Origin of the sequence: Paracoccus sp. (in: a-proteobacteria), from assembly GCF_030604785.1 — a bacterium.
Lineage (GTDB): Bacteria > Pseudomonadota > Alphaproteobacteria > Rhodobacterales > Rhodobacteraceae > Paracoccus.
The window spans coordinates 39,198-64,602 of record NZ_JAUVVF010000012.1; the positions used below are offsets into that span (position 1 = coordinate 39,198).

General features: G+C 68.0%; 26 protein-coding genes and 1 pseudogene. 16 read left to right on the forward strand and 11 right to left on the reverse strand.

Going from position 1 to position 25,405, the window contains the following annotated elements:
* Window positions 1-164: 164 nt before the first annotated feature.
* Genes QAR72_RS05975 through kdsA form a run of 3 tightly spaced genes read left to right on the forward strand, consistent with a single transcriptional unit; the run spans window position 165 to window position 3,413 of the window.
* On the forward strand, window positions 165-818 hold the full coding sequence (locus tag QAR72_RS05975; protein ID WP_304616453.1) for an ABC transporter ATP-binding protein: 654 nt from the start codon (window positions 165-167) through the stop codon (window positions 816-818).
* Window positions 802-2,574, forward strand: coding sequence for a capsule biosynthesis protein (locus QAR72_RS05980; RefSeq protein WP_304616454.1), 1,773 nt, complete (start codon window positions 802-804; stop codon window positions 2,572-2,574). The genes QAR72_RS05975 and QAR72_RS05980 overlap by 17 nt, the downstream gene beginning before the upstream one ends.
* Window positions 2,571-3,413: a 3-deoxy-8-phosphooctulonate synthase gene (gene kdsA, locus QAR72_RS05985; protein ID WP_304616455.1), complete on the forward strand. Its 843-nt coding sequence runs from the start codon at window positions 2,571-2,573 to the stop codon at window positions 3,411-3,413. The genes QAR72_RS05980 and kdsA overlap by 4 nt, the downstream gene beginning before the upstream one ends.
* Here the strand turns inward: kdsA and QAR72_RS05990 are convergent.
* Window positions 3,410-4,402 carry a mechanosensitive ion channel family protein gene (locus tag QAR72_RS05990; RefSeq protein ID WP_304616456.1) on the reverse strand — a complete coding sequence of 331 codons (993 nt, stop codon included), beginning with the start codon at window positions 4,400-4,402 and terminating at the stop codon, window positions 3,410-3,412. The two genes, kdsA and QAR72_RS05990, sit on opposite strands and share 4 nt — an antisense overlap.
* Before the next feature lie 219 nt (window positions 4,403-4,621).
* Here QAR72_RS05990 and phnC point away from each other — a divergent pair, with 219 nt between their 5' ends.
* The 4 genes from phnC to phnE (QAR72_RS06010) all read left to right on the forward strand — a co-directional run bounded on the left by phnC (window position 4,622) and on the right by phnE (QAR72_RS06010) (window position 8,628).
* A complete protein-coding gene (gene phnC, locus QAR72_RS05995; protein WP_304616457.1) occupies window positions 4,622-5,440 on the forward strand; it encodes a phosphonate ABC transporter ATP-binding protein in 819 nt (272 codons plus the stop codon).
* Between the two features lie 43 nt (window positions 5,441-5,483).
* On the forward strand, window positions 5,484-6,383 hold the full coding sequence (phnD, locus tag QAR72_RS06000; protein ID WP_304616479.1) for a phosphonate ABC transporter substrate-binding protein: 900 nt from the start codon (window positions 5,484-5,486) through the stop codon (window positions 6,381-6,383).
* A 68-nt stretch (window positions 6,384-6,451) separates the two neighbouring features.
* Complete coding sequence (phnE, locus tag QAR72_RS06005; RefSeq protein ID WP_304616458.1) at window positions 6,452-7,306, forward strand: phosphonate ABC transporter, permease protein PhnE; 855 nt, start codon at window positions 6,452-6,454, stop codon at window positions 7,304-7,306.
* On the forward strand, window positions 7,303-8,628 hold the full coding sequence (gene phnE, locus QAR72_RS06010) for a phosphonate ABC transporter, permease protein PhnE (protein ID WP_304616459.1): 1,326 nt from the start codon (window positions 7,303-7,305) through the stop codon (window positions 8,626-8,628). Before phnE (QAR72_RS06005) ends, phnE (QAR72_RS06010) begins: the two co-directional genes overlap by 4 nt.
* A 39-nt stretch (window positions 8,629-8,667) precedes the next feature.
* On the opposite strand, the pseudogene phnF reads toward phnE (QAR72_RS06010), so the two are convergent.
* Window positions 8,668-9,390, reverse strand: a pseudogene (phnF, locus tag QAR72_RS06015) (phosphonate metabolism transcriptional regulator PhnF).
* Between the two features lie 87 nt (window positions 9,391-9,477).
* On the opposite strand from phnF, the gene phnG reads away from it, so the two are divergent.
* From phnG to phnN, 8 genes are read left to right on the forward strand one after another with little or no spacing between them, the layout of a single operon-like run.
* Window positions 9,478-9,912, forward strand: a complete 435-nt coding sequence (gene phnG, locus QAR72_RS06020; RefSeq protein ID WP_304616460.1) for a phosphonate C-P lyase system protein PhnG — start codon at window positions 9,478-9,480, stop codon at window positions 9,910-9,912.
* Window positions 9,912-10,454: a phosphonate C-P lyase system protein PhnH gene (gene phnH / locus QAR72_RS06025; RefSeq protein ID WP_304616461.1), complete on the forward strand. Its 543-nt coding sequence runs from the start codon at window positions 9,912-9,914 to the stop codon at window positions 10,452-10,454. The genes phnG and phnH overlap by 1 nt, the downstream gene beginning before the upstream one ends.
* Complete coding sequence (locus tag QAR72_RS06030; RefSeq protein WP_304616462.1) at window positions 10,454-11,521, forward strand: carbon-phosphorus lyase complex subunit PhnI; 1,068 nt, start codon at window positions 10,454-10,456, stop codon at window positions 11,519-11,521. The genes phnH and QAR72_RS06030 overlap by 1 nt, the downstream gene beginning before the upstream one ends.
* The gene (locus QAR72_RS06035; protein WP_304616463.1) at window positions 11,518-12,123 is read left to right on the forward strand and encodes an HAD family hydrolase; all 606 of its coding nucleotides are present in this window, start codon (window positions 11,518-11,520) and stop codon (window positions 12,121-12,123) included. The genes QAR72_RS06030 and QAR72_RS06035 overlap by 4 nt, the downstream gene beginning before the upstream one ends.
* The gene (locus tag QAR72_RS06040; RefSeq protein WP_304616464.1) at window positions 12,120-12,992 is read left to right on the forward strand and encodes an alpha-D-ribose 1-methylphosphonate 5-phosphate C-P-lyase PhnJ; all 873 of its coding nucleotides are present in this window, start codon (window positions 12,120-12,122) and stop codon (window positions 12,990-12,992) included. Before QAR72_RS06035 ends, QAR72_RS06040 begins: the two co-directional genes overlap by 4 nt.
* A complete protein-coding gene (gene phnK, locus QAR72_RS06045) occupies window positions 12,989-13,747 on the forward strand; it encodes a phosphonate C-P lyase system protein PhnK (protein WP_304616465.1) in 759 nt (252 codons plus the stop codon). Before QAR72_RS06040 ends, phnK begins: the two co-directional genes overlap by 4 nt.
* A gap of 3 nt (window positions 13,748-13,750) precedes the next feature.
* Window positions 13,751-14,434, forward strand: a complete 684-nt coding sequence (gene phnL, locus QAR72_RS06050) for a phosphonate C-P lyase system protein PhnL (RefSeq protein ID WP_304616466.1) — start codon at window positions 13,751-13,753, stop codon at window positions 14,432-14,434.
* Entirely contained in the window at window positions 14,431-14,961 is a 531-nt protein-coding gene (gene phnN, locus QAR72_RS06055) for a phosphonate metabolism protein/1,5-bisphosphokinase (PRPP-forming) PhnN (RefSeq protein WP_304616467.1), read from the forward strand. The genes phnL and phnN overlap by 4 nt, the downstream gene beginning before the upstream one ends.
* Here the strand turns inward: phnN and QAR72_RS06060 are convergent.
* On the reverse strand, window positions 14,937-15,620 hold the full coding sequence (locus QAR72_RS06060; protein ID WP_304616468.1) for a DUF1045 domain-containing protein: 684 nt from the start codon (window positions 15,618-15,620) through the stop codon (window positions 14,937-14,939). The two genes, phnN and QAR72_RS06060, sit on opposite strands and share 25 nt — an antisense overlap.
* Before the next feature lie 94 nt (window positions 15,621-15,714).
* On the opposite strand from QAR72_RS06060, the gene QAR72_RS06065 reads away from it, so the two are divergent.
* A complete protein-coding gene (locus tag QAR72_RS06065; RefSeq protein WP_304616469.1) occupies window positions 15,715-16,869 on the forward strand; it encodes an alpha-D-ribose 1-methylphosphonate 5-triphosphate diphosphatase in 1,155 nt (384 codons plus the stop codon).
* Between the two features lie 31 nt (window positions 16,870-16,900).
* Here the strand turns inward: QAR72_RS06065 and QAR72_RS06070 are convergent, their stop codons facing one another.
* From QAR72_RS06070 to QAR72_RS06105, 8 genes are all read right to left on the reverse strand, one after another.
* Complete coding sequence (locus QAR72_RS06070) at window positions 16,901-17,224, reverse strand: 2Fe-2S iron-sulfur cluster-binding protein (protein WP_304616470.1); 324 nt, start codon at window positions 17,222-17,224, stop codon at window positions 16,901-16,903.
* A 110-nt stretch (window positions 17,225-17,334) separates the two neighbouring features.
* The gene (locus QAR72_RS06075; RefSeq protein ID WP_304616471.1) at window positions 17,335-18,921 is read right to left on the reverse strand and encodes a DegQ family serine endoprotease; all 1,587 of its coding nucleotides are present in this window, start codon (window positions 18,919-18,921) and stop codon (window positions 17,335-17,337) included.
* Between the two features lie 169 nt (window positions 18,922-19,090).
* Window positions 19,091-20,305 (reverse strand): protease modulator HflC, encoded by a 1,215-nt coding sequence (gene hflC / locus QAR72_RS06080; RefSeq protein ID WP_331497643.1) that lies wholly within the window; start codon window positions 20,303-20,305, stop codon window positions 19,091-19,093.
* Window positions 20,305-21,573, reverse strand: coding sequence for an FtsH protease activity modulator HflK (hflK, locus tag QAR72_RS06085; RefSeq protein ID WP_304616472.1), 1,269 nt, complete (start codon window positions 21,571-21,573; stop codon window positions 20,305-20,307). Before hflK ends, hflC begins: the two co-directional genes overlap by 1 nt.
* Window positions 21,574-21,698: 125 nt before the next feature.
* A complete protein-coding gene (gene gorA / locus QAR72_RS06090; protein WP_304616473.1) occupies window positions 21,699-23,078 on the reverse strand; it encodes a glutathione-disulfide reductase in 1,380 nt (459 codons plus the stop codon).
* Window positions 23,068-23,835 carry a ribose-5-phosphate isomerase RpiA gene (gene rpiA, locus QAR72_RS06095; RefSeq protein WP_304616474.1) on the reverse strand — a complete coding sequence of 256 codons (768 nt, stop codon included), beginning with the start codon at window positions 23,833-23,835 and terminating at the stop codon, window positions 23,068-23,070. Before rpiA ends, gorA begins: the two co-directional genes overlap by 11 nt.
* A gap of 160 nt (window positions 23,836-23,995) precedes the next feature.
* Window positions 23,996-25,102 carry a sensor histidine kinase gene (locus QAR72_RS06100; RefSeq protein ID WP_304616475.1) on the reverse strand — a complete coding sequence of 369 codons (1,107 nt, stop codon included), beginning with the start codon at window positions 25,100-25,102 and terminating at the stop codon, window positions 23,996-23,998.
* On the reverse strand, window positions 25,092-25,405 hold a 314-nt coding region (locus QAR72_RS06105), incomplete at its 5' end, for a gamma carbonic anhydrase family protein (protein ID WP_304616476.1). The genes QAR72_RS06105 and QAR72_RS06100, both read right to left, overlap by 11 nt.

Here is a 25,405-nt window from a genome sequence, read left to right on the forward strand (position 1 = left end):
TCTAGCGACGAATTGCGTGAAAGAAAGGCGCGTTCTTCACTTTTCGTCAGTCTTTTGCGGCCATGCTGGACAGGATGCGGGCCGCAGCCTATGGTCCGCCCTGTCCGGCCGAGGCTACCGGCATGGCATACCTCGCGCAGATGTTTAGGTGGTCAGTCATCGCCATGCTCGAATTCGATAACGTTTCCAAGGCCTTCTGGACGGGGAAACAGCACAAGATCATTCTGGACCGTGCGTCCTTCCGCATCGAGCTTGGCAATTCGCTCGGAATCCTGGCACCGAACGGTGCCGGAAAGACCACGATCATCAACATGATGTGCGGCCTTGAGAAGCCCGACGAGGGCAAGATCCGCCGCGACTGCCGGATCTCGTTTCCGCTTGGCTTCATGGGCGGGCTGGTCACCAAGCATACCGGAAACGAGAATGCGCGCTACATCGCCCGGATCTACGGGCTGGACCCCGATTACGTCGCCGCCTTCACCCGCTGGCTGACCGATATCGAAGAATATTTCGACATGCCGGTCGGCACCTATTCCAGCGGCATGCGCCAGCGCTTCAACTTCGCGCTGCTTCTGGCGCTGGATTTCGACATCTACCTCATCGACGAAGGCATGCCCCAGACCACCGACGCCGAATTCAACCGCAAGGCCGGAAAGGTGCTTTACGAGCGGTTGCAGACCTCGACGACCGTGATCGTGTCGCACCAGGCTTCGACGCTGGAGAAATTCTGCAACAGCGCCGCCATCCTGCGCGATGGGCGGCTCTACATGTTCGAGACCCTTGACGAGGCCAGACAATATTATGACTACACCTCCTAAGGCGCGCCGCTATCACGCCTCGGCCTCGGAAGCGGTCGCGCCCGATGAGCAGGCAGCCGCCGCCGTCCGGCCCGCCGCAGGCGATCCCGGCCCCGTCCGGATCGAGGTCACGCGCCGCCAGCAGGCCGCCCCCCAGGGCGATGCCGACAGCGACGGGGCCGACATGATGGCGCGGCTCAGCGGCACCGGGCCCGTCGATGACGGCTTCGGCAGCCTGAACGCCGACCGAAACCGCGCCGAGGATCAGCCGGCCAAGGATGCCGATCTCGAGGCGAAGCTGGCCGCGATCCGCGCAGAGAACCTGTCCGAGCGCAACCTGCGCATCGCCCGCCGCATCGCCGCCCTGCACCAGATCCCGGTCTCGTCCGACGAAGAGGCGATCCTGCGCCTGCGCGAGCGCGGTATCGACCCGTCGCAGCGCGCCACGATCGGCAAGGTCCTGTCCGGGGAAGGCGCCGCCACTCCCGACAAGACACCGGGCAACGCGCCCAAGGGCCCGCGCAACGCGAAGTCGCTCGTGCCCGTTGGCAAGCCTAGGGGCGCCCTGACTGCCGATGGCGAGGGCGTCGCGATGCCTCTGCCTTCGCGCGAAGCACTGACCGAGGAAAAAAGGGCCGCGGAAATCTATCGCATACAGCGCGATCTGGCACGCCGTCGCCGCAAGCGGATGCTGATGTTGGCAATGCGCCTTCTGGTCTTCGTCTTTCTGCCGACTGCAGCGGTCAGCTGGTATTACACGATGATCGCCAGCCCCCTCTACGCGACCGTCTCACAATTCCAGATTCAAAGCGCGGACGGCAATTCCGGCGGCGGAATCGGGGGCCTGCTGGGTGCGGGCGGGATGGCAGCGAATACAGACTCTGTCGGGGTGCAGAGCTACCTGACATCGCGCGAGGCGATGATGCGCCTGAACGAGGAACTGGGCTTCACGCGCGCGTTCCAGGACCCGGCGATGGATGCGATCCGCCGCCTGCCTGAGGATGCCACCAACGAGGCAGCCTTCCGCGTCTATCAGAACTCGGTCAAGATCGGCTATGACCCGACCGAAGGCGTCCTGAACATGGAGGTGATCGCGCCGGACCCGGTGCTCAGCCGCGAGTTTTCTTTGGCGCTGATCCGCTACGCGGAGGAGCAGGTGGACCGGTTCACCGCTCGGCTGCGCGAAGACCAGATGCGCGGCGCCATCGAGAATTACGAGGATGCCGAGGCGAAGATGCTTCAGGCGCAGCGCCGCGTGCAGGAATTGCAGGAGCGGCTGGGCGTGCTTGACCCGCAGGCCGAAAGCTCGGTCGTGATGGGGCAGATCTCGTCGCTGGAAAGTCAGCTGACCAACCGCCAGCTGGAACTGGGGCAGCTTCTCAGCAATCCCAGCCCGGTCCAGAGCCGCGTGGATGCCGCTCGTGGCGATATCGAACGGCTGCAGCAGCAGATCGCACAGACCCGCCTGCAACTGACCGAAGGCAACGAGATGCGCCGCTCGCTGACCGCCATCTCGGGCGAATTGCGCGTGGCCGAGGCCGAACTGGCCACGCGCCAGGAATTGCTCGCCGCCGCCGCCGCTCAGATGGAGACCGCGCGGATCGAGGCCAACAAGCAGGTCCGCTATCTGTCGCTGTCCGTCGCCCCCGTCGCACCGGACGAGGCGACCTATCCCAAGGCATTCCAGAACTCGATCGTGGCCTTCCTGCTGTTTGCGGGCATCTATCTGATGCTGTCGCTGACGGCCTCGATCCTGCGCGAACAGGTATCCACATGACACAGCACCACCACGTCCAACTGGGTTCGATCGCCTGCGGCAACGACCTGCCGCTGGTGGTGATCGCCGGTCCCTGCCAGCTTGAAAGCCGCGACCACGCGCTGATGATCGCAGAGCGGATGGCGCAGGCTTGCGCGGATGCGGGGGCGGGCTTCGTCTTCAAGGCCAGCTACGACAAGGCGAACCGCACCTCGCTTTCGGGCCGGCGCGGGCTTGGCATCGACGAGGGGCTGGCGATCCTGTCCGACATCCGGACGCAGATCGGCTGCCCGGTCCTGACCGACGTGCATGACGCCGAACAGGCCATCCGCGCGGCGGAGGCCGTGGACATCATCCAAATCCCCGCCTTCCTGTCGCGTCAGACCGACCTCCTGCTGGCGGCGGGCCGGACCGGCGCGGTCGTCAACATCAAGAAGGGTCAGTTCCTGGCGCCCTGGGACATGCCCAATGTTGCGGACAAGGTCGCCTCGACCGGCAACCGCAACATCCTGCTGACCGAACGCGGCGCGAGCTTCGGCTACAACACGTTGGTGGCCGACATGCGCGCTCTGCCGATCATGGCGCGGACGGGCTATCCGGTGATCATGGACGCCACGCATTCGGTGCAGCAGCCCGGCGGCCAGGGCGGCAGTTCTGGCGGACAGCGCGAATTCGCCCCGGTCATGGCGCGGGCGGCGGTGGCGCTTGGCGTCGCGGGCGTCTTCATCGAAACGCATGAGGATCCCGACCGCGCACCATCCGACGGACCGAACATGATCCCGCTGGACCGGATGCCGGCGCTGGTCGCCTCGCTGATGCGGTTCGACGCGCTGGCCAAGTCCGACCCGCTGAGCGTCTAGCTGGCCGCCTGCTCGCGCAGCGTGGCGCGCAGGCGCGGCATGGCCTGCGGCTGGCTGGATTGCAGGTAGTCCAGCAGCCGCTCGCGGATCTCGCAACGCAGATCGAAGGCGCGGCCCGCATGGGTGGCGCTGGCCAGGATGCGGACCTCGACCACGGTTTCTCGGAAATCCGTCACCTGCAGCGCGAACACATCCCCGTTCCAGAGCGGCGAGGCCCGGACGATGCGCTCGGCCTCGGCCCGCAGATCGGGGATCGAGACCTCGTGATCGACATAAAGCAGCACGGTGCCGATCAGCGTCGCGTCGCTGCGGGTCCAGTTCTCGAAGCTCTGCTCGATGAAATGGTTCAGCGGCACGACCAGCCGCCGCTTGTCCCAGACGCGGACCACCACATAAGTGGCCGTGATCTCTTCGACATTCCCCCATTCCCCCTCGACGATCACCGCATCGTCAAGCCGGATGGGCTGGGTGATGGCCAGCTGGATCCCCGCCAGCAGGTTCCGCAGCACCGGCTGCAGCGCCAGACCGACAACCAGGCCCGCCGCCCCCGCCGAGGCCAGCAGGCTGACCCCGTATTGCCGCACGCCCTCGACCGTCATCAGCGCCGCGCTGATCCCGATCGCCAGGATCAGCACCGAGCCGACGCGCTGCAGGATGCGGCCCTGCGTGACATGCTTTCGGGCCAGCAGGTTGTCCTCCACGTCCAGCCGGAAGCGGCGCAGATGCAGCGTCATCCAGATGTCCAGCGCGCGCCGCGCCAGCCATGTCAGCCCGAAGATCAGCGCGATCAGCAGGATATGCGCGATCAGGCTCTGCCGACCGGGGGTGAGGGGGGCGATGTTCATCGCCGCGACGCCAGCGATCACCATCAGAAGCCATTGCACCGGCCCCCGCGCCCGACGCAACAAGGTCGCCCAGAATTCGTCCACCCGCCCGAGCGCGCGCAACCCCAGCCGGAACACCAGATAGCAGGCCGCCCAAGAGACCACCTGTGCAAGAAGAAAGATCGCCGTCGTTTCAAGCCATTGAGGCATGGTCCCTCGATTTCGCTGCCAGCCCGTCCTCAGCCGAACACGCGCGGGGCGCCGGATGTTCCCCTGCCCAGGCTCCGCCGGCAGGGATCGGCCCCTGTCATGGTCTTTTCACGAAAGCGTCAGCACCCCGTCACGCGCTGCTCCTAATTGAGCCGCAGGCAAGACGAGGACCCGATGCTGGACGTCAGACAAGTCACGAAGATCTTCGGCCGCAAGGCCGCGGTGGACCATGTCACCTTCCGGGTGGACGGTCCGGCCTTTGTCGGGATCATCGGCCGCTCGGGCGCCGGCAAGTCCACGCTGCTGAGGATGATGAACGGGCTGACCCCCGCCACGGGTGGCGAGATCATCGTCGAGGGCCGTGACATCCTGGCCCTGCGCGGCAGCGAGGCCCGTGCCTGGCAAAGTGACTGCGCGATGATCTTCCAGCAGTTCAACCTGGTGCCGCGCATGGACGTGGTGTCGAACGTGCTGCACGGCATCCTGAACCGTCGATCCACGATCCAGACGGTGTTCAACCTGTGGTCGCGCGCCGACATCGTGCAGGCCCTGGCGATCCTCGATCGTCTGGGCATCGCCGAGCAGGCCCCCAAACGCGCCGAGGCCCTTTCGGGCGGCCAGCAGCAGCGGGTGGCCATCGCCCGCGCCCTGATGCAAGACCCCCGCATCATCCTGGCGGATGAGCCCATCGCCAGCCTCGACCCGATGAACGCCCAGATCGTGATGGACACGCTGAAGCGCATCAATGTCGAGGACGGGCGCATGGTGATCGCCAACCTGCACACGCTGGACACCGCCCGGCGCTATTGCGACCGGGTGATCGGGATGCGTGACGGGCGGGTGGTCTTCGACGGCCTGCCCAGCCAGCTGACCACCGGCGTCGCCCGCGACATCTACGGCGCCGATGCGGGCTTCAACGAGGCTGCGACCTCGACCGCGATCCCGACGGATCACGAGGCCGACGACCAATACGCCGCCACGATGCTGGCGTGACATTCCTTCCTTCTCACTGACAACGCATCCATCGGAGATGACGATGACCAAGCTGCTGATCGCCCTTGCGACCACCACCGCCCTGACCGCCGCCGCCGCGACGGCGCAGGAAACCGAATTCCGCATCGGCCTGCTGGGCGGCGAGAACGCGCAGGACCGCATGGCCTCGAACGAGTGCTTCCGCGCCTATGCCGAGGAAGCCCTGGGCGTGCCCGTCCGCCTGTTCACGCCCGCCGACTATAACGGCGTTATTCAGGGTCTGCTGGGCGGCTCGCTGGACATGGCCTGGCTGGGCGCCTCGGCCTATGCGGCGGTCTATGTGAACGACCCTGAAGCGGTCGAGCCCGTGCTGGTCAAGACGAACCTCGACGGCAGCTACACCTATCACTCGATCGGTTTCGCGCGCGCCGACAGCGGCATCACCTCGCTGGACGACATGGAGGGCAAGAGCTTCGCCTTTGCCGATCCGAACTCGACCTCGGGCTATCTGATCCCGAACGTGGAACTGCCGCAGCTGGGCTATTCGATGACCGAGGGCGAGTATTTCAGCCGCATCGGCTTCTCGGGCGGTCACGAACAGTCGATCATCGCGGTTCTGAACGGCGATTTCGATGCGGGCGTGGTCTGGGCCGACGCCCAGGGCGAATGGGAGGACGGCTACAATTCGGGCGCGCTGCGCAAGGCGGCCGATAGCGGCATCGTCGACATGAACGACATCGTCGAGATCTGGCGCTCGTCGCCGATCCCCGAGGGGCCGGTCGTGCTGCGCAAGGCACTGTCGGACGAGACGAAGGCCACGATCATCGACCTGCTGTCGAACCTGCATGCCAACGACCCGGAATGCGCCTATGGCGTCGCGGCGGGCGAGACCGCCGGCTTCACTCCGGTCACGCATGAGGAATACAACACCATCATCGAGATCCGCCGCGCCGAGATGAACTGATCCTGCCGATCCGGCGGGCCGGACCCTGCTAGCCCGGGGTCCGGCCCTTTTTCCATTCCGAGGTTCCCATGTCCGCACCGGCCCTTGCCCATGTCCAGACCGAGTATCTGGCGCTGACACGCCGCCGCCGCATCTATGGCGGGCTTCTTCTGATCGTCTTCGTCGCCATCTTCGTCTCGGGCTTCCGCATCGCGGACGGGCGCAATGCGGGCGGCTTCTGGCAGGGGCTGCACCAGATCGGCGACTTTCCCGCCGATCTGGTCCGCGAGGCCATCGAAAAGGCCGCGAACCTGCCCGGTCACATGATCCGCGCCATCCCCGCGCTGATCGAGACGCTGAACATCGCGCTGGTCGCCACGCTGCTGGGCTGCATCCTGGGTCTGTTCCTGTCACTCGCCGCGACGCGGGGGCTGGCCTATTGGCCGCGCATGGTGCCGGTGGCGCGGCGGCTGTCGGACATCTTCCGCGCCATTCCGGAAATCGTGATCGCGCTGGTCCTGATCTTCGTCCTCGGCGGCGGCCCGGTCCCCGCCGTCATCGCCATCGCCATCCACACGGCGGGCGCGATGGGCAAGCTGTTCTCCGAGGTGAACGAGAACGTGGACCTCAAGCCGGTCGAGGGTCTGGCCTCGGTCGGCGCGAACTGGTCGCAGCGGATGTGGCTGGGCGTGATCCCGCAGGTGGCGCCGAACTACATGTCCTATTCGCTGTTGCGGCTGGAAATCAACATCCGCGCCTCGGCCATCCTGGGCTTCGTGGGCGCGGGCGGCATCGGCTACGAATTGCGCAATGCCATGACCTTTGGCCAAGGCAAGTTCGATCAGGCGGCGGCGATCTTCCTGCTGCTCTTCGCGACGATCGTGCTGGTCGACCAGCTCTCCGCCAGCCTGCGCCACCGCCTGACCCATGGAGCCCCGGCATGAGCACCCTGACCGCCACGCCCGCCCCGGAAAGCCATGTCCTGCGGATCATGCGCCGCAAGCGCCTTCTGGCGCTGGCCGTCCCGTCGGTGATCCTCGCCTATCTGGTCTATGTGTTCTTCGCCTTCGATCTGGGCGGCCTCGCGCAGCGGGCGCGGATGGACAATGCCCGCATCCTGCTGGCCGACACGGTCAGCTACAAGACCCACGTCACCCGCGACAACCGGCGCGAGACGCTGTCGGTCTCGATCGAGGGCAACAACCGCGCCACCTTTGCCCCCGACCGCATCCCCGACTGGGTCCAGACGGATGGCGAACAGACCCGCATCCTGCTGGGCGGCGGGCAGGTCGTGACCTATGACGGCCCGCGCGTCCTGTTCGACATCCCCGATCACGGCACCGCCCGGCTGGAGATCGGCGAGACGATCGGTCTGGACCTGCCCTCGCCCGACTGGCCGGCCAGCATCAACGCCTCGGACAGCCGCGTGACGATCACCACCGACGAGGGGCGCCTGACCGTCACCCGCGCCCGGACCGAGACGCTGCGCTACTTCTGGGGGTGGGAGCTGTTCTTCTTCGACCTGAACAGTCCCTTTTCGGGCATGTCCGCGACCCAGGTCATCGCCACGGTGCTGGCGGGCGAGCGCATCCGGCCCGATGTCAGCAACCTGTCGCTGGCGATCAGCAATTTCTGGAACAACGGCATCTGGCGTCATGGCGAGGTCTACTGGGCCATCTTCGAGACCATGCTGATGGCGTTCCTCGGCACGTTCGGCGCGGCTTTCGTGGCGCTGCCGCTGGCCTTTCTGGCGGCGCAGAACTTCGCGCCCTCGCGCTGGCTGCGCTTTGTCGTGCGGCGCGTCTTCGACTTCGTGCGGGGCGTGGATGCGCTGATCTTCACGATCATCCTGTCACGCGCCTTCGGCCCCGGCCCTCTGACCGGCGCGCTGGCCATCCTGCTGACCGACAGCGGCAGCTTCGGCAAGCTGTTCTCGGAGGCGCTGGAGAACGTCGACAAGAAGCCCATCGAAGGCGTCCAGTCCACCGGCGCCAATGCCGTCCAGCGCTACCGGTTCGGGGTGATCCCGCAGGTCATGCCGGTCTTTCTGTCGCAATTGCTGTATTTCCTGGAATCGAACACCCGAAGCGCGACGATCATCGGCGCCATCGTGGGCGGCGGCATCGGCCTTCTGCTGACGCAGGCGATCCAGACCACGCAGGATTGGGAAAAGGTCAGCTATTACATCCTGCTGATCGTGGTGATGGTGGTGGCTATGGACAGCCTGTCTGGCTGGCTGCGCCGCAAACTGATCCGCGGCGAATGAGACCCATGTGCTGATCACCGGCGTCACGATTGGCGACGACTAGAGCCCCGTCAGCACCAGCGACACGCGGTCGCCCGCAAACCAGGTGCGGCCGTATTCCACCGGGCGCCCGGGATTGTCCGGGCCGCCCTCGCGGTTGATGGCGACGGATCGCAGGATCGGCGCCTTTTCCGGGATCTACAGGGCCAGCGCCTGCGTGGCATTGGCCAGTTTCGCCGTGATGCGGGTGCTAGCGCGGCTGTAATCGGCCACCCCGCAAGCCGCCAGCGCCGCCGTGATCGAGGCATGGGTGCGCGCCTGATCGGGCAGCCCCTCCAGCCAGCCCGGAAGGACCGAACGGAACAGCGCCAGCGGCTGGCCGTCCGCTAGCGACAACCCCTCGATCACATGGACTGCCTCGCCCGGGGCGATGGCAAGCGCCTCGGCCTCGATCCGGTCGCAGGGGCGCGTCTCGATCCGGGTGAAGCGGTGCGAGCCCGTCCGCCCCACAGCCGCAAGGTTCTGCGAGAAGCGCACCCGGCGGCCAAGCGCGTAATCGGTGGGCCGCGCGAGAACGAAGACCCCCGCGCCCCGCCGCGCATGGACCAACCCCGCCGCGCCCAGATCCGACAAGGCGTGCCGGATCGTGTGCCGGTTGACCCCGAAACGGGCCGCCAGCTGCGCCTCGGTCGGCAGGCGGTCGCCGGGGCGGTAATGGCCGGTCTCGATCTCGGCGCGCAGGGTCGCGGCAATGGCCTGCCAAAGGGGCGTCTTGTCCGTCATGGAAAATTCACAAGCTTCCGGTTGTGGAACGCGTCGCGCCGGGTTATCACTTGTCTAGTTGTATAGTGAAACGGACCGACCGGCAAGATGTCTGCTTCCCCTCTTCCCCAACGCCGCAACTGGCTGTCCATCCTGGCGAAATCCTCGCCCGAGCGGCTGGCCGCGCTGCTGCCGGACCTGCCGGCGCATGAATGGCTGCGCGCCCCCGAAACCGGCACGGTCATGGTGCAGGGCCGCATCAGCGCGACCGGCGCGCCCTTCAATATCGGCGAGATAACCGTGACGCGCTGCGCCCTGCGCCTGCCCTGCGGAACCGAGGGGCACGGCCATGTCCAGGGCCGCAGCCACGCCCATGCCACCCGCGCCGCCGCGCTGGATGCACTGATGCAGACCGATCCCGCCGCCCATGCGCCGCTGGTCGAGACGCTGCGCCTTGAGGCTCAGACCGCGCGCGAGGGCCGCGCCGCCCGCGCCGCCGCCACCCGCGTCGAATTCTTCACCCTGCAGAGAGGAGAGGATTGATGATCCCCGGCCTTGCCGATCGCGCGATCCAGTCCTCGCGCGGCTTTCGCGTGCTGATGCAGGCGATGGCGCGCCCCGGCACGATCCAGCGCCTGAACCTGACGCAGCCGCCTGCGCTCGGGCCCGCGGCGGGAAGCGTGCTGCTGCTTCTGGCCGATCCAACGACGCCGCTGCATCTGGCCGGTGATCTGCCCGGCCTTGCGCCCTGGCTGCAATTTCACGCAGGCAGTCCGCTGACCGGCCCCGAGGGCGCCAGCCTTGCCGTCGGGCGCTGGCCCGATCTGCCGCTGGACCTGCTGCCCGTGGGCCTGCCCGATTATCCCGACCGCTCGGCCACGGTGATCGTGGAGCTGGACCGGCTGGACGCGGACGGCCCCCGCCTGACCGGGCCGGGCATCCGGAACCATGCCAGCCTGTCCCTGCCCGCCATCGCGCCCTTTCGCGCGAACCGCGCGCTGTTCCCGATGGGGCTGGACTTCATCTTCACCTGCGGCGACCGGCTGGCCTGCCTGCCCCGCAGCACCGTCGTGGGGGATGCCTGATGTATGTCGCCGTCAAGGGGGGCGAGCGCGCCATCGACAATGCCCATGCCTGGCTGGCCGAGGAACGGCGCGGCGATCCCGCCTTGCCCCTGATGTCGGTCGCCCAGATCCGCGAGCAGATGGCACTGGCCGTCAATCGGGTCATGGCCGAGGGCTCGCTTTACGATCCCGATCTGGCCGCACTGGCGATCCGGCAGGCGCGGGGCGACCTGATCGAGGCCGTGTTCCTGATCCGCGCCTATCGCACCACGCTGCCCCGCATCGGTGCCTCGCGCCCGGTGGATACCGGCGCGATGGCCGTGGACCGGCGCATCTCGGCCACGTTCAAGGACTTGCCCGGCGGGCAGGTTCTGGGGCCCACCTTCGACTATACGCACCGGCTGCTGGATTTCGCGGATCAGGCCGCGATCGACCCGGCCCCGCTGGCCGCACCCGACACCGCGCCCGTTCCGCATGTGACCGCGATCCTTGACCGCGACGGGCTGATCGAGGCTGTCCCCCAAAACGACACGCCCGCCCCCGACCTGACGCGCGAGCCGCTGGAACTGCCAGCCTGCCGCGCGCTGCGGCTTCAGGCGCTGGCCCGCGCGGATGAGGGGTTCACCCTTGCTCTAGCCTATTCGACGCAGCGCGGCTACGGGCGCACCCATGCCTTTGTCGGCGAATTGCGGATCGGCCGCGTCCCGGTCGAGATGGATATCCCCGAACTGGGCTTCGCCATCGAGATCGGAGAGATCGAGCTGACCGAATGCGAGACGGTGAACCAGTTCAAGGGCTCGCGGACCGAGCCCGCGCAGTTCACGCGCGGCTACGGTCTGGTCATGGGCCAGTCCGAACGCAAGGCCATCGCCGTCAGCCTGGTGGACCGCGCGCTGCGCTGGCAGGAACTGGGTGAGGATTTCACTGGCGCCCCGGCGCAGGATGCCGAATTCGTGCTGTCCCATTGCGACAACATCCAGGCGACCGGATTTCTCGAACATATCAAGCTGCCCCATTACGTCGATTTCCAGGCCGAACTGGAACTGGTGCGACGCTTGCGGGCCGAAGCGCAAGAGGCCCAGCCATGACCGCCCTGACCACCATCGTCTTTGACATCGGCAACGTGCTGGTCCGGTGGGACCCCCATGCAGCCTTTCTGCACGCCCTGCCCGACCGCGCGGCGGTGGATGCCTTCCTCGCGCGGATCGACTTCTTCAGCCTGAACCTGCGCGCCGACGGGGGCGAGACCTTCGCGGACCTCGCCCGCGAGATCCCCGATGCCGATGACCGCGCGCTGTTCCTGACCTATCTGGAGGGGCACGCGGCCTCGATCCGCGAACCGATCGAGGGGTCATGGGCGCTGATGGACCGCCTGCGCGCGCGCGGGTTTGCCATCCATGCGATCACCAACTGGTCGGCCCAGACATGGCCCATCGGCCTTGCGACCCATCCGCGTCTGGCAAAAGCCTTTGGCGTCACGGTCGTCTCGGGGCAAGAGGGGATCATCAAGCCCGATCCGCGCATCTTCGCCGCGCTCTGCCAGCGTGCCGGGGTCGCACCGGCTGAATGCCTGTTCATTGATGACGGCCCCAGGAACGTCGCAGGCGCGCAGGCGGCGGGGATGCAGGCCCATCACTTCAACACGCCTCAGGCGCTGGAGGCCGATCTGACCGAACGGGGCCTGCTATGAGCGATTACAACTTCGCCTATCTCGACGAGCAGACCAAGCGCATGATCCGCCGCGCGATCCTCAAGGCGCTGGCGATCCCCGGCTATCAGGTCCCCTTCGCCAGCCGCGAGATGCCGATGCCCTATGGCTGGGGCACGGGCGGCGTGCAACTGACCGCCGCCTGCCTGACCCCCGAGGACCGGCTGAAGGTCATCGACCAGGGCGCCGACGACACGACGAATGCGGTCAGCATCCGCAAGTTCTTTCAGCGAACCGCAGGCGTCGCCGTGACCGAGGCCACACGCGAGGCGACCCTGATCCAGACCCGCCACCGCATCCCCGAGACGCCGCTGACCGAGGATCAGGTGCTGGTCTATCAGGTGCCGATCCCCGAACCGCTGCGGTTCCTCGAGCCGCGCGAGACCGAGACGCGCAAGATGCACGAGCTGGAAGAATACGGCCTGATGCATGTGAAGCTTTACGAGGACATCGCCCGGCACGGCCAGATCGCGACCTCTTACGCCTATCCGGTCAAGGTCGAGGGGCGCTATGTCATGGACCCCTCGCCCATCCCGAAATTCGACAATCCGAAATTGTCCGGCTGCCCCGCGATCCAGCTGTTCGGCGCGGGACGGGAACAGCGCATCTATGCTCTGCCGCCCCATACGCAGGTGGTCAGCCTGGATTTCGACGATCACCCCTTCGTGGCGTCAAAACCCGACCATGATTGCGACCTCTGCGGCGCGTCGGACAGCTATCTGGACGAGGTGATCACCGACGATCGTGGGGGGCGGATGTTCGTCTGCTCGGACACCGATTTCTGCATGGGCCGCGTGCGGGCGGGCCATGCCGGCCGACTGGCGGGCCAGAGCAAGGGGGCCGCGGCATGAGCGCGCCGATCCTGTCCGTCCGGGGCCTTGAACGGCGCTATGGCGCGCGGATCGGCTGCACCGGCGTCGGCTTCGACCTGTGGCCGGGCGAGGTCCTGGGCATGGTCGGGGAAAGCGGTTCGGGCAAGTCCACGCTGCTGTCCTGTCTGGCCGGGCATCAGCGCCCCGATGCGGGCAGCGTCACCTATGACGGGCGCGACGTGCTGGCCATGCCCGAGACCGAAAGACGGCGGCTGGCCCGCACCGAATGGGCCTATGTCCATCAGCATGCCCGCGAGGGGCTGCGGATGGGCGTCAGCGCAGGCGCGAATGTGGGCGAACGGCTGATGGCCACGGGCGCGCGCCATTACGGGCGGATCCGCGCGCAGGCCATCGACTGGCTGGACCGGGTCGAGATCGACGAGACCCGGATCGACGACCGTCCCACCGCCTTTTCCGGGGGCATGCAGCAGCGGCTTCAGATCGCGCGCAATCTGGTGACGGGGCCGCGCCTGGTCTTCATGGACGAGCCGACGGGCGGGCTGGATGTCAGCGTGCAGGCGCGGCTTCTGGACCTGCTGCGCGGCCTCGTGCGCGATATGGGTCTGTCGGTGATCATCGTCACGCACGATCTGGCGGTGGTGCGCCTGTTGGCGGACCGGCTGATGGTGATGAAATCGGGCCGGGTGGTGGAACAGGGCCTCACCGATCAGGTGCTGGACGATCCGCAGGACGCCTATACGCAGCTTCTTGTCTCATCCGTGCTTCAGGTGTGAACCATGATCAGCGTCGAGAACCTCTCCAAATCCTTCACGCTGCACAATCAGGGCGGCACCGTGATCCCGGTGATGGCGGGCGCGTCGCTGCATGTGGGGCCGGGCGAATGCGTGGGGCTGGTCGGCCAGTCAGGCGCGGGCAAGTCCACGCTGATGCGGATGATCCAGGGCAATTACCTTGCGGGCGCGGGCAGCATCCGCATCGCCGGAACCGAACTGGTCGGCGCCGAGCCCCGCGCCATCACCCGCCTGCGCCGCGAGACGCTTGGCCATGTCAGCCAGTTCCTGCGCGTCCTGCCGCGCGTTCCCGCCGTCGATGTCGTGGCCGAACCCCTACGCGCGCTTGGCTCCCCCGAAGCCGAGGCCCGCGCCCGGGCCGAATGCATGCTGTGGCGGCTGAACATCCCGCGCGGGCTGTGGTCCCTGTCGCCCACGACCTTTTCGGGGGGCGAGCAGCAGCGCGTCAACATCGCGCGCGGTTTCGTCCATCCCTTCCCGTGCCTGCTGCTGGATGAACCGACGGCCAGCCTCGACGCGCAGAACCGCGAGGTCGTGCTGACCCTGATCGAGGAAGCCAAGGCCCGCGGCGCCGCGATCCTGGGGATCTTTCACGACGCGCCCGCGCGCGACAGGGTCTGCGACCGGCTTGTTGACGTGACCGCCTTCACGCCGGGACGCGCGGCATGATCGTCGCGGTGGTGGGCCCATCGGGCGCGGGCAAGGACCGGCTGATCGGCGGCGCGCTGGCGCTGCGGCCCGACCTGCGGCTGGCGCGCCGCGTCATCACCCGCCCGACCGAGGCCGGGGGCGAGGATTTCGAGGGCGTCGCGCCCGAGGAATTCGCCGCCATGCGCCGCGCAGGCCGCTTCGCGCTGGACTGGCAGGCGCATGGGCTGGCTTACGGCATCCCCCGCGATCGGCTCGCCGGGCCGGGGCCGGTCATCTTCAACGGCAGCCGTGCGGCCCTGCCGCAGGCCGTGGCGCGCCTGCCTGGCCTGCGCGTGGTCCTGATCACCGCGCCCGAGGCGCTGCTTGCGCGGCGTCTGGCCCTGCGCGGGCGCGAGGATGCCGCCGACATCGCGCAGCGCCTTGCGCGGGCAGGCTTTGCCATGCCGCCCGGCATCCCCCATCTCACGGTGATGAACGATGCCGATCCAGAAACCGGCGTTGCGCGGCTACTCGACGCGCTTCAGCCTGCCAGGGCCGCGCGGTGACGCAGATGGAAGCGCCCCGCGTGATCCTCAGCCACAAGGCACAGATCCTCGATGGCAAAGGTGCGTGGCAGGGCCGGCGCCAGCCAGTCCGACAGGGCCGGGAAGACCGCCCTGCCCTCGCCCGGCTGAAGCTGATCGGTCAGCGTCAGGTGAAAGCGGAACTCCTCCATCACGAAGGGATAGCCCCACCGGTCCAGCAGTTCGCGCTGGCGGGGGCTCAGCGTCTCGGGTCGGCGGCGGGAGATCTCGGCCTCATTCAGCGGCAGGCGCAGCGGGTCGGTCGCGCGGATCACGGCCTCACCCAGGGCGTGCAGGCCGTCGTCGCAGCCCTCGGGCAGCAGCGCCAGAAAGCCGTGCAGATCGGTCAGAACCAGTGCCCCGCAATGCACCGGCGCCAGCGATGCGGCGCAATCCTCGACAGCCTCGATCAGCCGGGCCTCGTCGCAGGCGGGGCGGAAGGGTGCGCGGATCGTGCCGTGAAAGCCGTATTTGCGCGGCGCCAGCGTCAGCTCGGTCAGGGGGCGCGGCAGGCCCGGCAGATCGGGCTGCGCCACGGCGCGCCCCGCCTGCATGTCCCAGCCCAGCCATGCCGCGCAGGCATCGGCGAATTCCCCCGCGCGCGGGGCGTAGTAGATGGCATATCGTGCGAATTCGGTCATGATGGCCCGCCTTAACCCCGGATCGTCACATCCCTGTGACAGAGTTCTGCCAATTCACCCCCTTCGACACCCAGCCTCAAGACCGGAAATCGACATGACCGACACGATCCTTGCCAATGCCCTTCTGGTCCTGCCGGATGAAAGCTTCCACGGCCATCTTGTCCTGCGCGAGGGGCGGATCGCCGCCATCGGACGCGGCCGTGACATTCCGCACGGGGCGGTGGATTGCGACGGCGATCTGGTCATGCCCGGCCTGATCGAGCTGCACACCGACAATCTGGAACGCCATATCGAGCCCCGCCCCCGCGTGGACTGGCCCCATCAGGCCGCCATCATCGCCCATGACGCCGAATTGTGCAGCGTTGGCATCACGACGGTGTTCGACGCGCTGCGGGTGGGGTCGGTCATCACCTCGAACAATGCGGGCTACGGCGAATATGCCCGCGCCCTCGCCGACGAGATCCTTGACCTGCGCGCCCGCGCCGCGCTGCGGATCAGCCATTTCCTGCATCTGCGCGCCGAGATCTGTTCCCAGACGCTGATCGAGGAAATGGCCAAGTTCGGTCCGCTGGACCGGGTCGGCATCGTCAGCCTGATGGACCACACGCCCGGCCAGCGCCAGTTCCGCGATGTCAGCAAGCTGCGCGATTACGTCATCGGCAAGGCGGGCCTGTCCGAGGCCGAATTCGCCGAGCATGTCGCCGAACAGCAGGCCCTGCGCGACCGCGTGGGCGAGGCGCACGAGGCCGCCGCCGTGGCCGAGGCGCGCCGTTATGGCGCGGTCCTGGCCAGCCATGACGACACGACCGATGACCAGGTCGCCGTCAGCGCCCGCCACGGCTGCCATTTCGCCGAATTCCCCACCACGCTGGAAGCCGCCCGCGCCTGCCACAACCATGGCATCAAGGTGATGATGGGTGCGCCGAACCTGATCCGGGGCGGATCGCATAGCGGCAACATCGCCGCCAGCGTGCTGGCCGAGGCGGATCTTCTGGACATCGTGTCGTCCGATTACGTGCCGTCGGCGTTGCTGTCGGCGGCGCTGATGCTGGGCGATCTCTGGGGCGATCTGGCGCGCGGGATCGGCACGGTCACGCATGCGCCCGCCGATGCGGTGGACCTGCATGACCGGGGCCGTCTGGCCGTAGGCGCGCGCGCCGACGTGATCCGCGTGACCCGCATCTCGGGCAGCGGCATCAATACGGGCGCGGTGCGCGGGGTCTGGGTGCAGGGGCGGCGCGTCGGCTGACGCGCCCCCGGCAGGCGGCCCTTGCGAGCCGTCAGATCTGGCGTTCGGGCAGTTCCACGACCAGCCCGTCAAGATCTTCGGTGACCTTGATCTGGCAGGTCAGGCGCGACCGCACGGGGTCGGGCTGCCAGGCGAAATCCAGCATGTCCTCTTCCATCGGGTCGCGGGCGGGCAGCTTCTCGAGCCAGTCGGCGGCGACATAGACGTGACAGGTCGAACAGGCGCAGGCGCCGCCGCAATCGGCATCGATGCCGGGAACGCCATTGTCGCGCGCGCCCTCCATCACCGTCATGCCGGGCCGCACATCGACCTCGTGGCGGGTGCCGTTATGTTCGATATAGGTGATCTTAGCCATCTCGCGCCTGTCCCTTGGTTCGTCCCTTGGTCGGGCTTGAGTTAGGATATCGCCCCGCCAATGAAAAGGGGCAGCCCGCCGGGCTGCCCCCATGTCGCAGTAAGCCGCTCCTACTGTTCCGGCTCGGGCTCCAGCGCCAGCGCGACGAAGCGCGGCGCTCCCTCGCGGCGGACCAGCACCAGGATCGAACGCCGCCCGGCTTCGCGCATCTCGTCCACGCGGGCGCGCAGATCCGCGACCGAGGTGACGGGCTGCTGCGCGGCCTCGGTGATCACGTCGCCCGCAGCCAGCCCCTTGTCGGCGGCCGGGCCTTCGGGATCGACGCCGGTGACGACCAGCCCCTGTGTTTCGGGCGACAGCCCCAGCTCGGCCGCCGTTTCGGGCGTCAGCGGGGCGAGGCTCAGGCCCAGCATCTCGGTCTCGGCCTGATCCTCGGCATCGGGGCCTTGGCCGGGACGGGGGCGGCCGGTGGCTTCCTCGCGCAGGCCAAGCGTCACCTGCAGCGTCTCGGGCGCACCGTCGCGCATCACGATCACCTCGACCGTCTCGCCCGCCGGAGCCTCGGCCACGCGCCGCACGAGGCTGCGCGTATCGGTCACCTCGGTCCCGTCGAACTGCGTGATCACGTCGCCGGCCTGAAGCCCGGCATCGCGGGCCGGACCTTCGGGAACCTCGGTGATCATGGCGCCGCGGGTGCCCTCCATACCCATCGCCTCGGCCATCTCGTCGCTGACATCTTGGATCATCACGCCCAGCCAGCCGCGCCGCGTCTCGCCGAATTCCTTGAGCTGCTCAACCACTTGCGAGACAACATTCGACGCCATCGAGAAGCCGATCCCGATCGAGCCGCCATTTGGCGACAGGATCGCGGTGTTAACGCCTATCACCTCGCCCTTGAGGTTGAACAGCGGGCCGCCCGAATTGCCCCGGTTGATCGCCGCATCCGTCTGCAGATAATCGTCATACGAGCCCGATAATTCACGATTGCGGGCCGAGACGATCCCGGTCGAGGCCGAGAAGCCCTGCCCCAACGGGTTGCCCAGTGCCAGAACCCAGTCGCCCACGCGGGCCGTGTCGCTGTCGCCGAAGCCCACGAACGGGATCGCCTCGTCGCTTTCGACCTTGAGCAGCGCGATATCGGTCGACGGGTCGGTGCCGACCACGGTCGCAGGCAGGCGCTGGCCCGAATAGAACTCGATCTCGATCTGGTCGGCGCCCTCGATCACGTGGTTGTTCGTGACGATGTAGCCATCCGCCGAGATCACGAAGCCCGAGCCCAGGGCGTTGGATCGCTGCGGTCCGCGCCGCTGCGGCATGCCTTCGGGTCCCGGAAAGCCGGGAATGCCGAAATCACGGAACAGGTCCGAGAAGGGGCTGCCCTCGGGAAAGCGCGGCCCGCCCGGCCCGCCGGTGGGCTGCGACACGACCGAGGTCGTGGTGATGTTCACGACGGCAGGCGACACCTGTTCGGCCAGATCGGCGAAGCTGCCGGGCATGACCTGCGATTCCGTGCCCGTCGCGGTGTCGCCGCCAAGCGGCTGGTTCGCGTCGGCGGCATCCTGAGCCTGCTGGCTGGTCTGCGGCGACACCTCGTTGTTGGACGGTTCGACCAGTTGCTGTGCGAAAGGGGCGCCCAGACCAAGACCAAGGGCCAGGACCGAGACGGTCAGCAAATGGCGGGGCGAAAGCGATCTCATGGATAACCTCTCAATTCAGCGGCAGGGGGGGTTGTCCGGCTGCCGTTTTCGCATTTGATCTTGATCTGGGGATGCGTTGCAAGAAATCCACGCTCTCGTGTTGTGAACAGATCGTGACTTTTGTTGCAGAACGGGCGGGGAAAGTCCCCGCCCGCATCCGGTGTCATGATCAGTTCGCGGGCGCCGTGCCCGGCTCGGGCTCGATCGCGGCGGGCGCATCCACCGGGGCCTCTGCCGGGGCTTCCGCCGGGGCCTCTGCCGGCGCGCCGACCGCACCCTCGCCCTCTTCGGGCATGATGATCTCGGACGGGTCCTGCGGCGGGGTCGTCAGGCTTTCCGGCACGGGCGTCAGGCGGACGCCGGCCGATTCCCCAAGCGGATTGCCATCGCGGTCAGTGACGACGGGCTCGACCAGATCGTCCTCTTCGCTGGCCTCGCTTTCATAGCTGCGCCATTCTGCGGCCGAATTGCCCGGCGGCACGGGGGCCGAGGGCGGGTTGGCCTGATCCGCGCCGTCATTCAGCAGGTAGCTGAAGAACTCGCCCTCGGGCGACAGGACCATCGAGGCGCCGGTGCCGATCATCGCCCGCTCATAAGCGGTCATCGAGCGGGTGAAGGCGAAGAACTCGGGGTCGCGGCCGAAGGCATCGGCATAGATCGCGTTCCGCTGCGCGTCGGCTTCGCCTCGGATGATCTCGGCGCGGCGCCGCGCTTCCGAGGTCAATTCGACCACGGTCCGGTCGGCGGCGGCGCGGACGCGCTGCGCGGCCTCGCCACCACGGGCGATCTCGTCGGCGGCCTCGCGTTCGCGTTCGGCCCGCATCCGGGCATAGGTCGCGTTCAGGTTCTGCTCGGGCAGGTCGGTGCGGGTCAGGCGGACGTCGATGATCTCGATCCCCAGCCCGGCCGAGTTGTTGCGCGCCTCGTTGCGGATCTGGTTCATCAGCACCGTCCGGTCATCCGACAGAACTGCGGTCGAGGGAACCGAGCCCAGCACCTCGCGGATGGCGGCGCTGACGATGGGTTCCAGCCGCGACATTGCAGCCTGGATGCCGCCCGTGCCCACGGCCTGACGGAAACGCACCGGATCGGTGATGCGCCAGCGCGCGAAGGCGTCCACGACCAGACGGCGATCGTCCAGCGGCGTGACCTCCAGCGGGCTGGTCGGCAGGCCCAGGATGCGCGCGTCATATTTCACCACGTTGTCGAGGAACGGCACGCGGAAGTTCAGCCCCGGCACTTCCTGCACGTCGACGACACGGCCCAGACGCAGCACCAGCGCCTTTTCGCGCTCGTCCACGATATAGAGCGACGAGGCCGCCACCACGGCCGCAACAAAGACCGCCGGAAGCGCGATCGTGGTCAGCGAGATTCTGCGGGCCATCAGTTCGTCCCTCCGGTGGTCGTGGCGCCTGTGGCGGGCTGCGCGCCGGTCAGGCCGGATTGCGCCTGGCCGGGCTGGGTGCGATTCTGCTGCGGCGGCACGGCGCCGCCCCGCAGCTGGTCAAGCGGCAGATAGGGCACCACGCCCGATCCTGCCGCGCCCTCGCCCAGGATGATCTTCTGCACGTCGGCCAGAACCTGCTCCATCGTCTCCAGATACATCCGGCGACGGGTCACGTCGGGCGCCCTGACATATTCCTCATAGATCGAGTTGAACCGCGAGGCCTCACCCTCGGCGGTGTTGACCGCCTCGGCGCGATAGGCCTCGGCCTGTTCCAGGATCTGCGCGGCGTTACCGCGGCCCTGCGCCAGAACGCGGTTGGCATAGGCATCGGCCTCGTTTTCCAGCCGGTCGCGTTCCTGCTGGGCGGCCTGCACCTCGCGGAAGGCGTCGATCACCTCGGCGGGCGGGTCGGCACGGTCAAGGTTGACCCGGACGACGTTGATGCCCGACTGGTATTCGTCCAGCGTGCGCTGCACGGCCTCGCGCAGGTCGGTGGCGATGGCGCCCCGGTCGCGGTTGAGGATCGGCGCCAGCTCGCTGCGCGCGATGATGTCGCGCATGGCCGATTCCGACACCGCGCGGATCGTGTCGGCGGGATCGGCCAGGTTGAACAGGAACATCTGCGGATCGCGGATATTCCAGACGACCTGATACTCCATGTCCACGATGTTCTGGTCGCGGGTCAGCATCAGACCGCTATCCATCGGCCCGGCGCGGCCGGTCCCGATTTCGGTGACGCGCTCGTTGGTGACGGGCACCACCTCGGCCCGCATCACGGGCCAGGGGGCAAAGTTCAGACCCTCGGTCCCGACCGAGACGGCGCGGCCGAAAAGGAACTCGACCGACAATTCGTTCGTTTGGACCCGATAGAAGCTGGCCGCCGCCCAGAGGCCAAGCGCCACGAGCCCCGCAACCGCCAGCGTCGAGCGGTTCATCGAGAAGTTGGGACCGCCCCGGCCTCGGCCCGGACCGGCAGGACCACCGCCCCCGCCGCCGCCCATCAGGACGCGCAGGCGTTCCTGGCCCTTCTTCATCAGGTCCTCGATTTCCGGCATCTGCTGGTCGCCCCGGCCCGGTTTCTGACCGTTCGGCGGCTGCTGGTTGCCCCATGGCCGCCCGGCCGGTGGACGCCTGTCGCGATCATCGTCGTCCCGGCCGCCGCCATTTCCGCCACCGCCTCCGCCCCAGGGCCCCTGATTTGCCATCCGCAGACCTTCTTTCCTTGGAATTTCCGTTGTCTGAAAACTGGGGAACGGGGCCGGAATGTCAACCCTCGCAGCCCCGTGACGGCCCCCCGCCGATGCGGCAGAGGGCCGCGCACACGCGATCGTCAGCCCTGAAGCCCTGCATGGCGCCGCGCGGGCGCGCGCATCGTCACCAATTCCTCGGCGGCAGTGGGGTGAACGGCGATGGTCGCATCGAACTGCGCCTTGGTCGCGCCCATGCCGATGGGGATGGCGGCCAGCTGGATCATCTCGCCCGCCTCGGGGCCGAAGATGTGGCAACCCAGCACCTTGTCGGTGCCCGGATCGACCAGCAGTTTCATCATCACCTTGGCATCGCTGCCGGCAAAGGCCGAGCGCATCGGCCGGAACTGCGTCGCATAGACGTCGACCGGTCCCCTGGCGCGCGCCTCCTCCTCGGTCAGGCCCACGCTGGCGACCTCGTGGGGGCGCAGATAGACGGCGCTGGCGACCAGCGAATGATCCACCTTGCGCGGCTTGGCGCCAAAGACCGTGTCGGCAAAGGCATGCCCCTCGCGGATCGCCACCGGCGTCAGGTTCACCCGGTCGGTCACGTCACCCACCGCAAAGATCGAGGGCACGCAGGTCTGCGACCATTCATCGACCTCGATCGCGCCGTTCGGCTTCAGCCGCACCTCGGTATTCTCGAGCCCTAGCCCCTTGGTGTGGGGTGCCCGGCCGGTGGCGAAGAAGACCGCGTCAAAGCGGTCCTCGCTGCCATCATCAAAGCGCACCTTCACGCCATCGCCATCGCGCTCCAGCGCGGCGGGGGTCAGGCCAAGCCGCAGATCGACGCCGATCCGGCTCAACTGCAGCGTCGCCAGATCGCGCGCCTCGCGGTCAAAGCCCCGCAGCACCGCATCGCCTCGATAGACCTGCACGGTCTCGACACCCAGACCCGCCAGGATCGTGGCGAATTCGCAGGCGATGAAGCCGCCCCCCACCAGCAGAACCCGGCGCGGCAGCACGTCCATCACGAACAGATCGTCCGAGACCAGCGCCAGATCCTCGCCCGGGACGCCGATCTTGCTCGGCCGCCCCCCGGCCGCGATCAGGATGTGACGCGCGGTCTTGCGCGTGCCATCAGCCAGCTCGACCGTATGATGGTCGGCGATCACCGCGCGCTGGTCATGGATCTCGACGCCGGCACGGGTCAGCCCGGCCCGATAGACCAGTTCCAGCCGCGCCAGTTCCGCATCCAGCTTCGCGCGAAAGACCGGCCAGTCGAATTTGCCCGCCGACGCGTTCTCCCAGCCATAGCCGCGCATCTCTTCGGCCATCAGCCCGGCCTGCGAGGCAAAGATCATCAGCTTCTTGGGCACGCAGCCGCGGATGACGCAGGTGCCGCCCATGCGGCTCTCTTCGGCCAGACCCACCCGCGCACCATGCTCCGACGCCGCGATCCGGGCCGCCCGGACCCCGCCCGAGCCGCCCCCGATGACGAAAAGATCATAGTCAAAGGCCATCCCGGTCCCCCTCAGCCGCCAGCATGTCGGCGTCGATATCGGCCTCGCGGGCCAGTTCCGCCACGCTGCCATCGGGCCGCCCGATGATCGCCAGATTGCACATGCCAAGAAACAACCCGTGCTCGACCACGCCGGGAATGGCCGAAAGGGCACGCGCCAGCGCGACCGGATCGGGGATCTCGCCCAGATGCAGGTCCAGGATCAGGTTGCCCTCATCCGTGATCACCGGATCGCTGCCGCGCAGGCGCTGCATCACGTCCCGTCCGCCCAGATCCAGGCCCTCGAGCGCGCGCCGGATCAGCTTGCGCGTGGTCTCGAAGCCGAATTCGAGAACCTCGACCGGCAGGGGAAAGGCGCCAAGCGTCTCGACCACCTTGCCCGGATCGGCGATCACGACCATGCGGTCGCTGGCCGCCGCCACGATCTTCTCGCGCAGATGCGCCGCGCCGCCGCCCTTGATCAGGTGAAGCTGCCCGTCCACCTCGTCGGCCCCGTCGATGGTCAGGTCCAGCCAGCCGATCGCGTCCAGCGCCTCGATCCGCAGGCCAAGGCTCTCGGCCAGATCGGCCGTCGCCTTCGATGTGGCCGCGCAGCGCAGCCGCAGCCCCTCGGCATCGACCCGCGCCGCCAGCTCGCGCACCATCACGCTGGCCGTCGAGCCGGTGCCCAGCCCCAGCCGCATCCCGTCCTGCACCAGCGCCACAGCGGCCCGCGCCGCCGCCAGCTTGGCCGGATCGACCTCTGATACCTGCGCCATGTCCTATCCCCTCTTCTGGACCCGCCACGCTTATAGGCAATGCCCCGCCAAAGTGCGAGACCCGGCCCGCCCTTTGCCTTGGCCAAATATCCTCAGGGGGGAGTCGCGGAACGCGACGGGGGGCGCGAGCGCCCCCCTGCCCGGCCTGAACATGGCGCCGTCAGCCCCGGCGCATATCCTCGGGCAGCACGACCGAGAACCGGCTGCCCTTGCCGCGGACGCTCTCGATCCGCAGGCGGCCGCGATGGCGGCTGATGATGTGCTTGACGATGGCCAGTCCCAGCCCCGTCCCCCCCTGTTCGCGCGAACGGTGGGTGTCCACGCGATAGAACCGCTCGGTCAGGCGCGGCAGATGGATCTCGTCGATCCCCTCGCCGTGATCGGCGATCTCGACCGCCCAACCCGGCCCGCGCAATTGCGGCTCGTGGTTGATGCGGCGCAGCACGACCTCCAGCAGGCCGCCCGAGCCACCATATTTCAGCCCGTTCTCGATCAGGTTCTGAAAGACCTGCGTCAACTGGTCGGCATCGCCCGGCACCATGACACGCCCGTCCAGCCCCTCGGTCCGCAGGACCACCCCGGCCGCCCGTGCGCGCGGCTCCATCGTGGCCAGGACCGAGCGCAGCAGCCCCGCCAGGTCCAGCATCTCGGAGGGTCGTCGCCGCTCCTCGGCTTGGACCCGGCTCAGCGACAGAAGATCGCTGATCAGCCGGTTCATCCGGCCCGCCTCGCGCTCCATGATGTCCAGAAAGCGGTCGCGGGCGCGGGCATCCTCGCGGGCGGGGCCGCGGAGGGTCTCGATAAAGCCCAGCATCGCGGTCAGGGGCGTCTTCAGCTCGTGGCTGACATTGGCGACGAAATCGCGCCGGACCTGCTCGGCCTCGTCCGCGACCGAGCGGTCGAGGATCGCGATGCTCGCGCCGCGACCGATCAGCAGCGACAGCGGCGCCACGGTGATCTCGGCCATGATGTTGCGCCCGTCCACGCCAAGATGCGCCCGCAGGACCGCGCAGCCCGGCGCGGCCGAAAGTCCTTCGGGACGGGCGGGGGCAGGATGGCGGTCCGGGGCCAGGACCCAGTCCACCGCCTGCACCACGCCGGGATGGCGCAGGATCGTCACGAAGGGCCGGTCCAGCAGATCGTCGCCCAGCAGCAGCCGCGCGGCCGCATTGGCGGCGATGGTGCGCGCATGCGCGTCCACCGCCAGCATCGGCACCGGCACCCCGTCCAGCAGGCTCTGTGCGCGGCGCTGCAATTCAGCCGACATCGCCCGACACCACCTGCCGCAGGCCCGCCCGGAAGCGCGCGGCATTCGCGCGGTAGCGTCCGGCGGCGGCACGCAGACCGGCCTGCGCATCGGCGTCCAGCATCCGCACCACCTTGCCGGGCGTTCCCATGACCAGCGCGCCGGGCGGCACCTGCCGCCCCTCGGGGATCAGCGCGCCCGCGCCGATCAGCGCGCCCTCGCCGATCTCGGCGCCGTTCAGGATCGTGGCGCCCATGCCGACCAGCACGCCGTCGCCGATCCGGCAGCCATGCAGGATCGCGCGATGGCCGATGGTGCAATCCG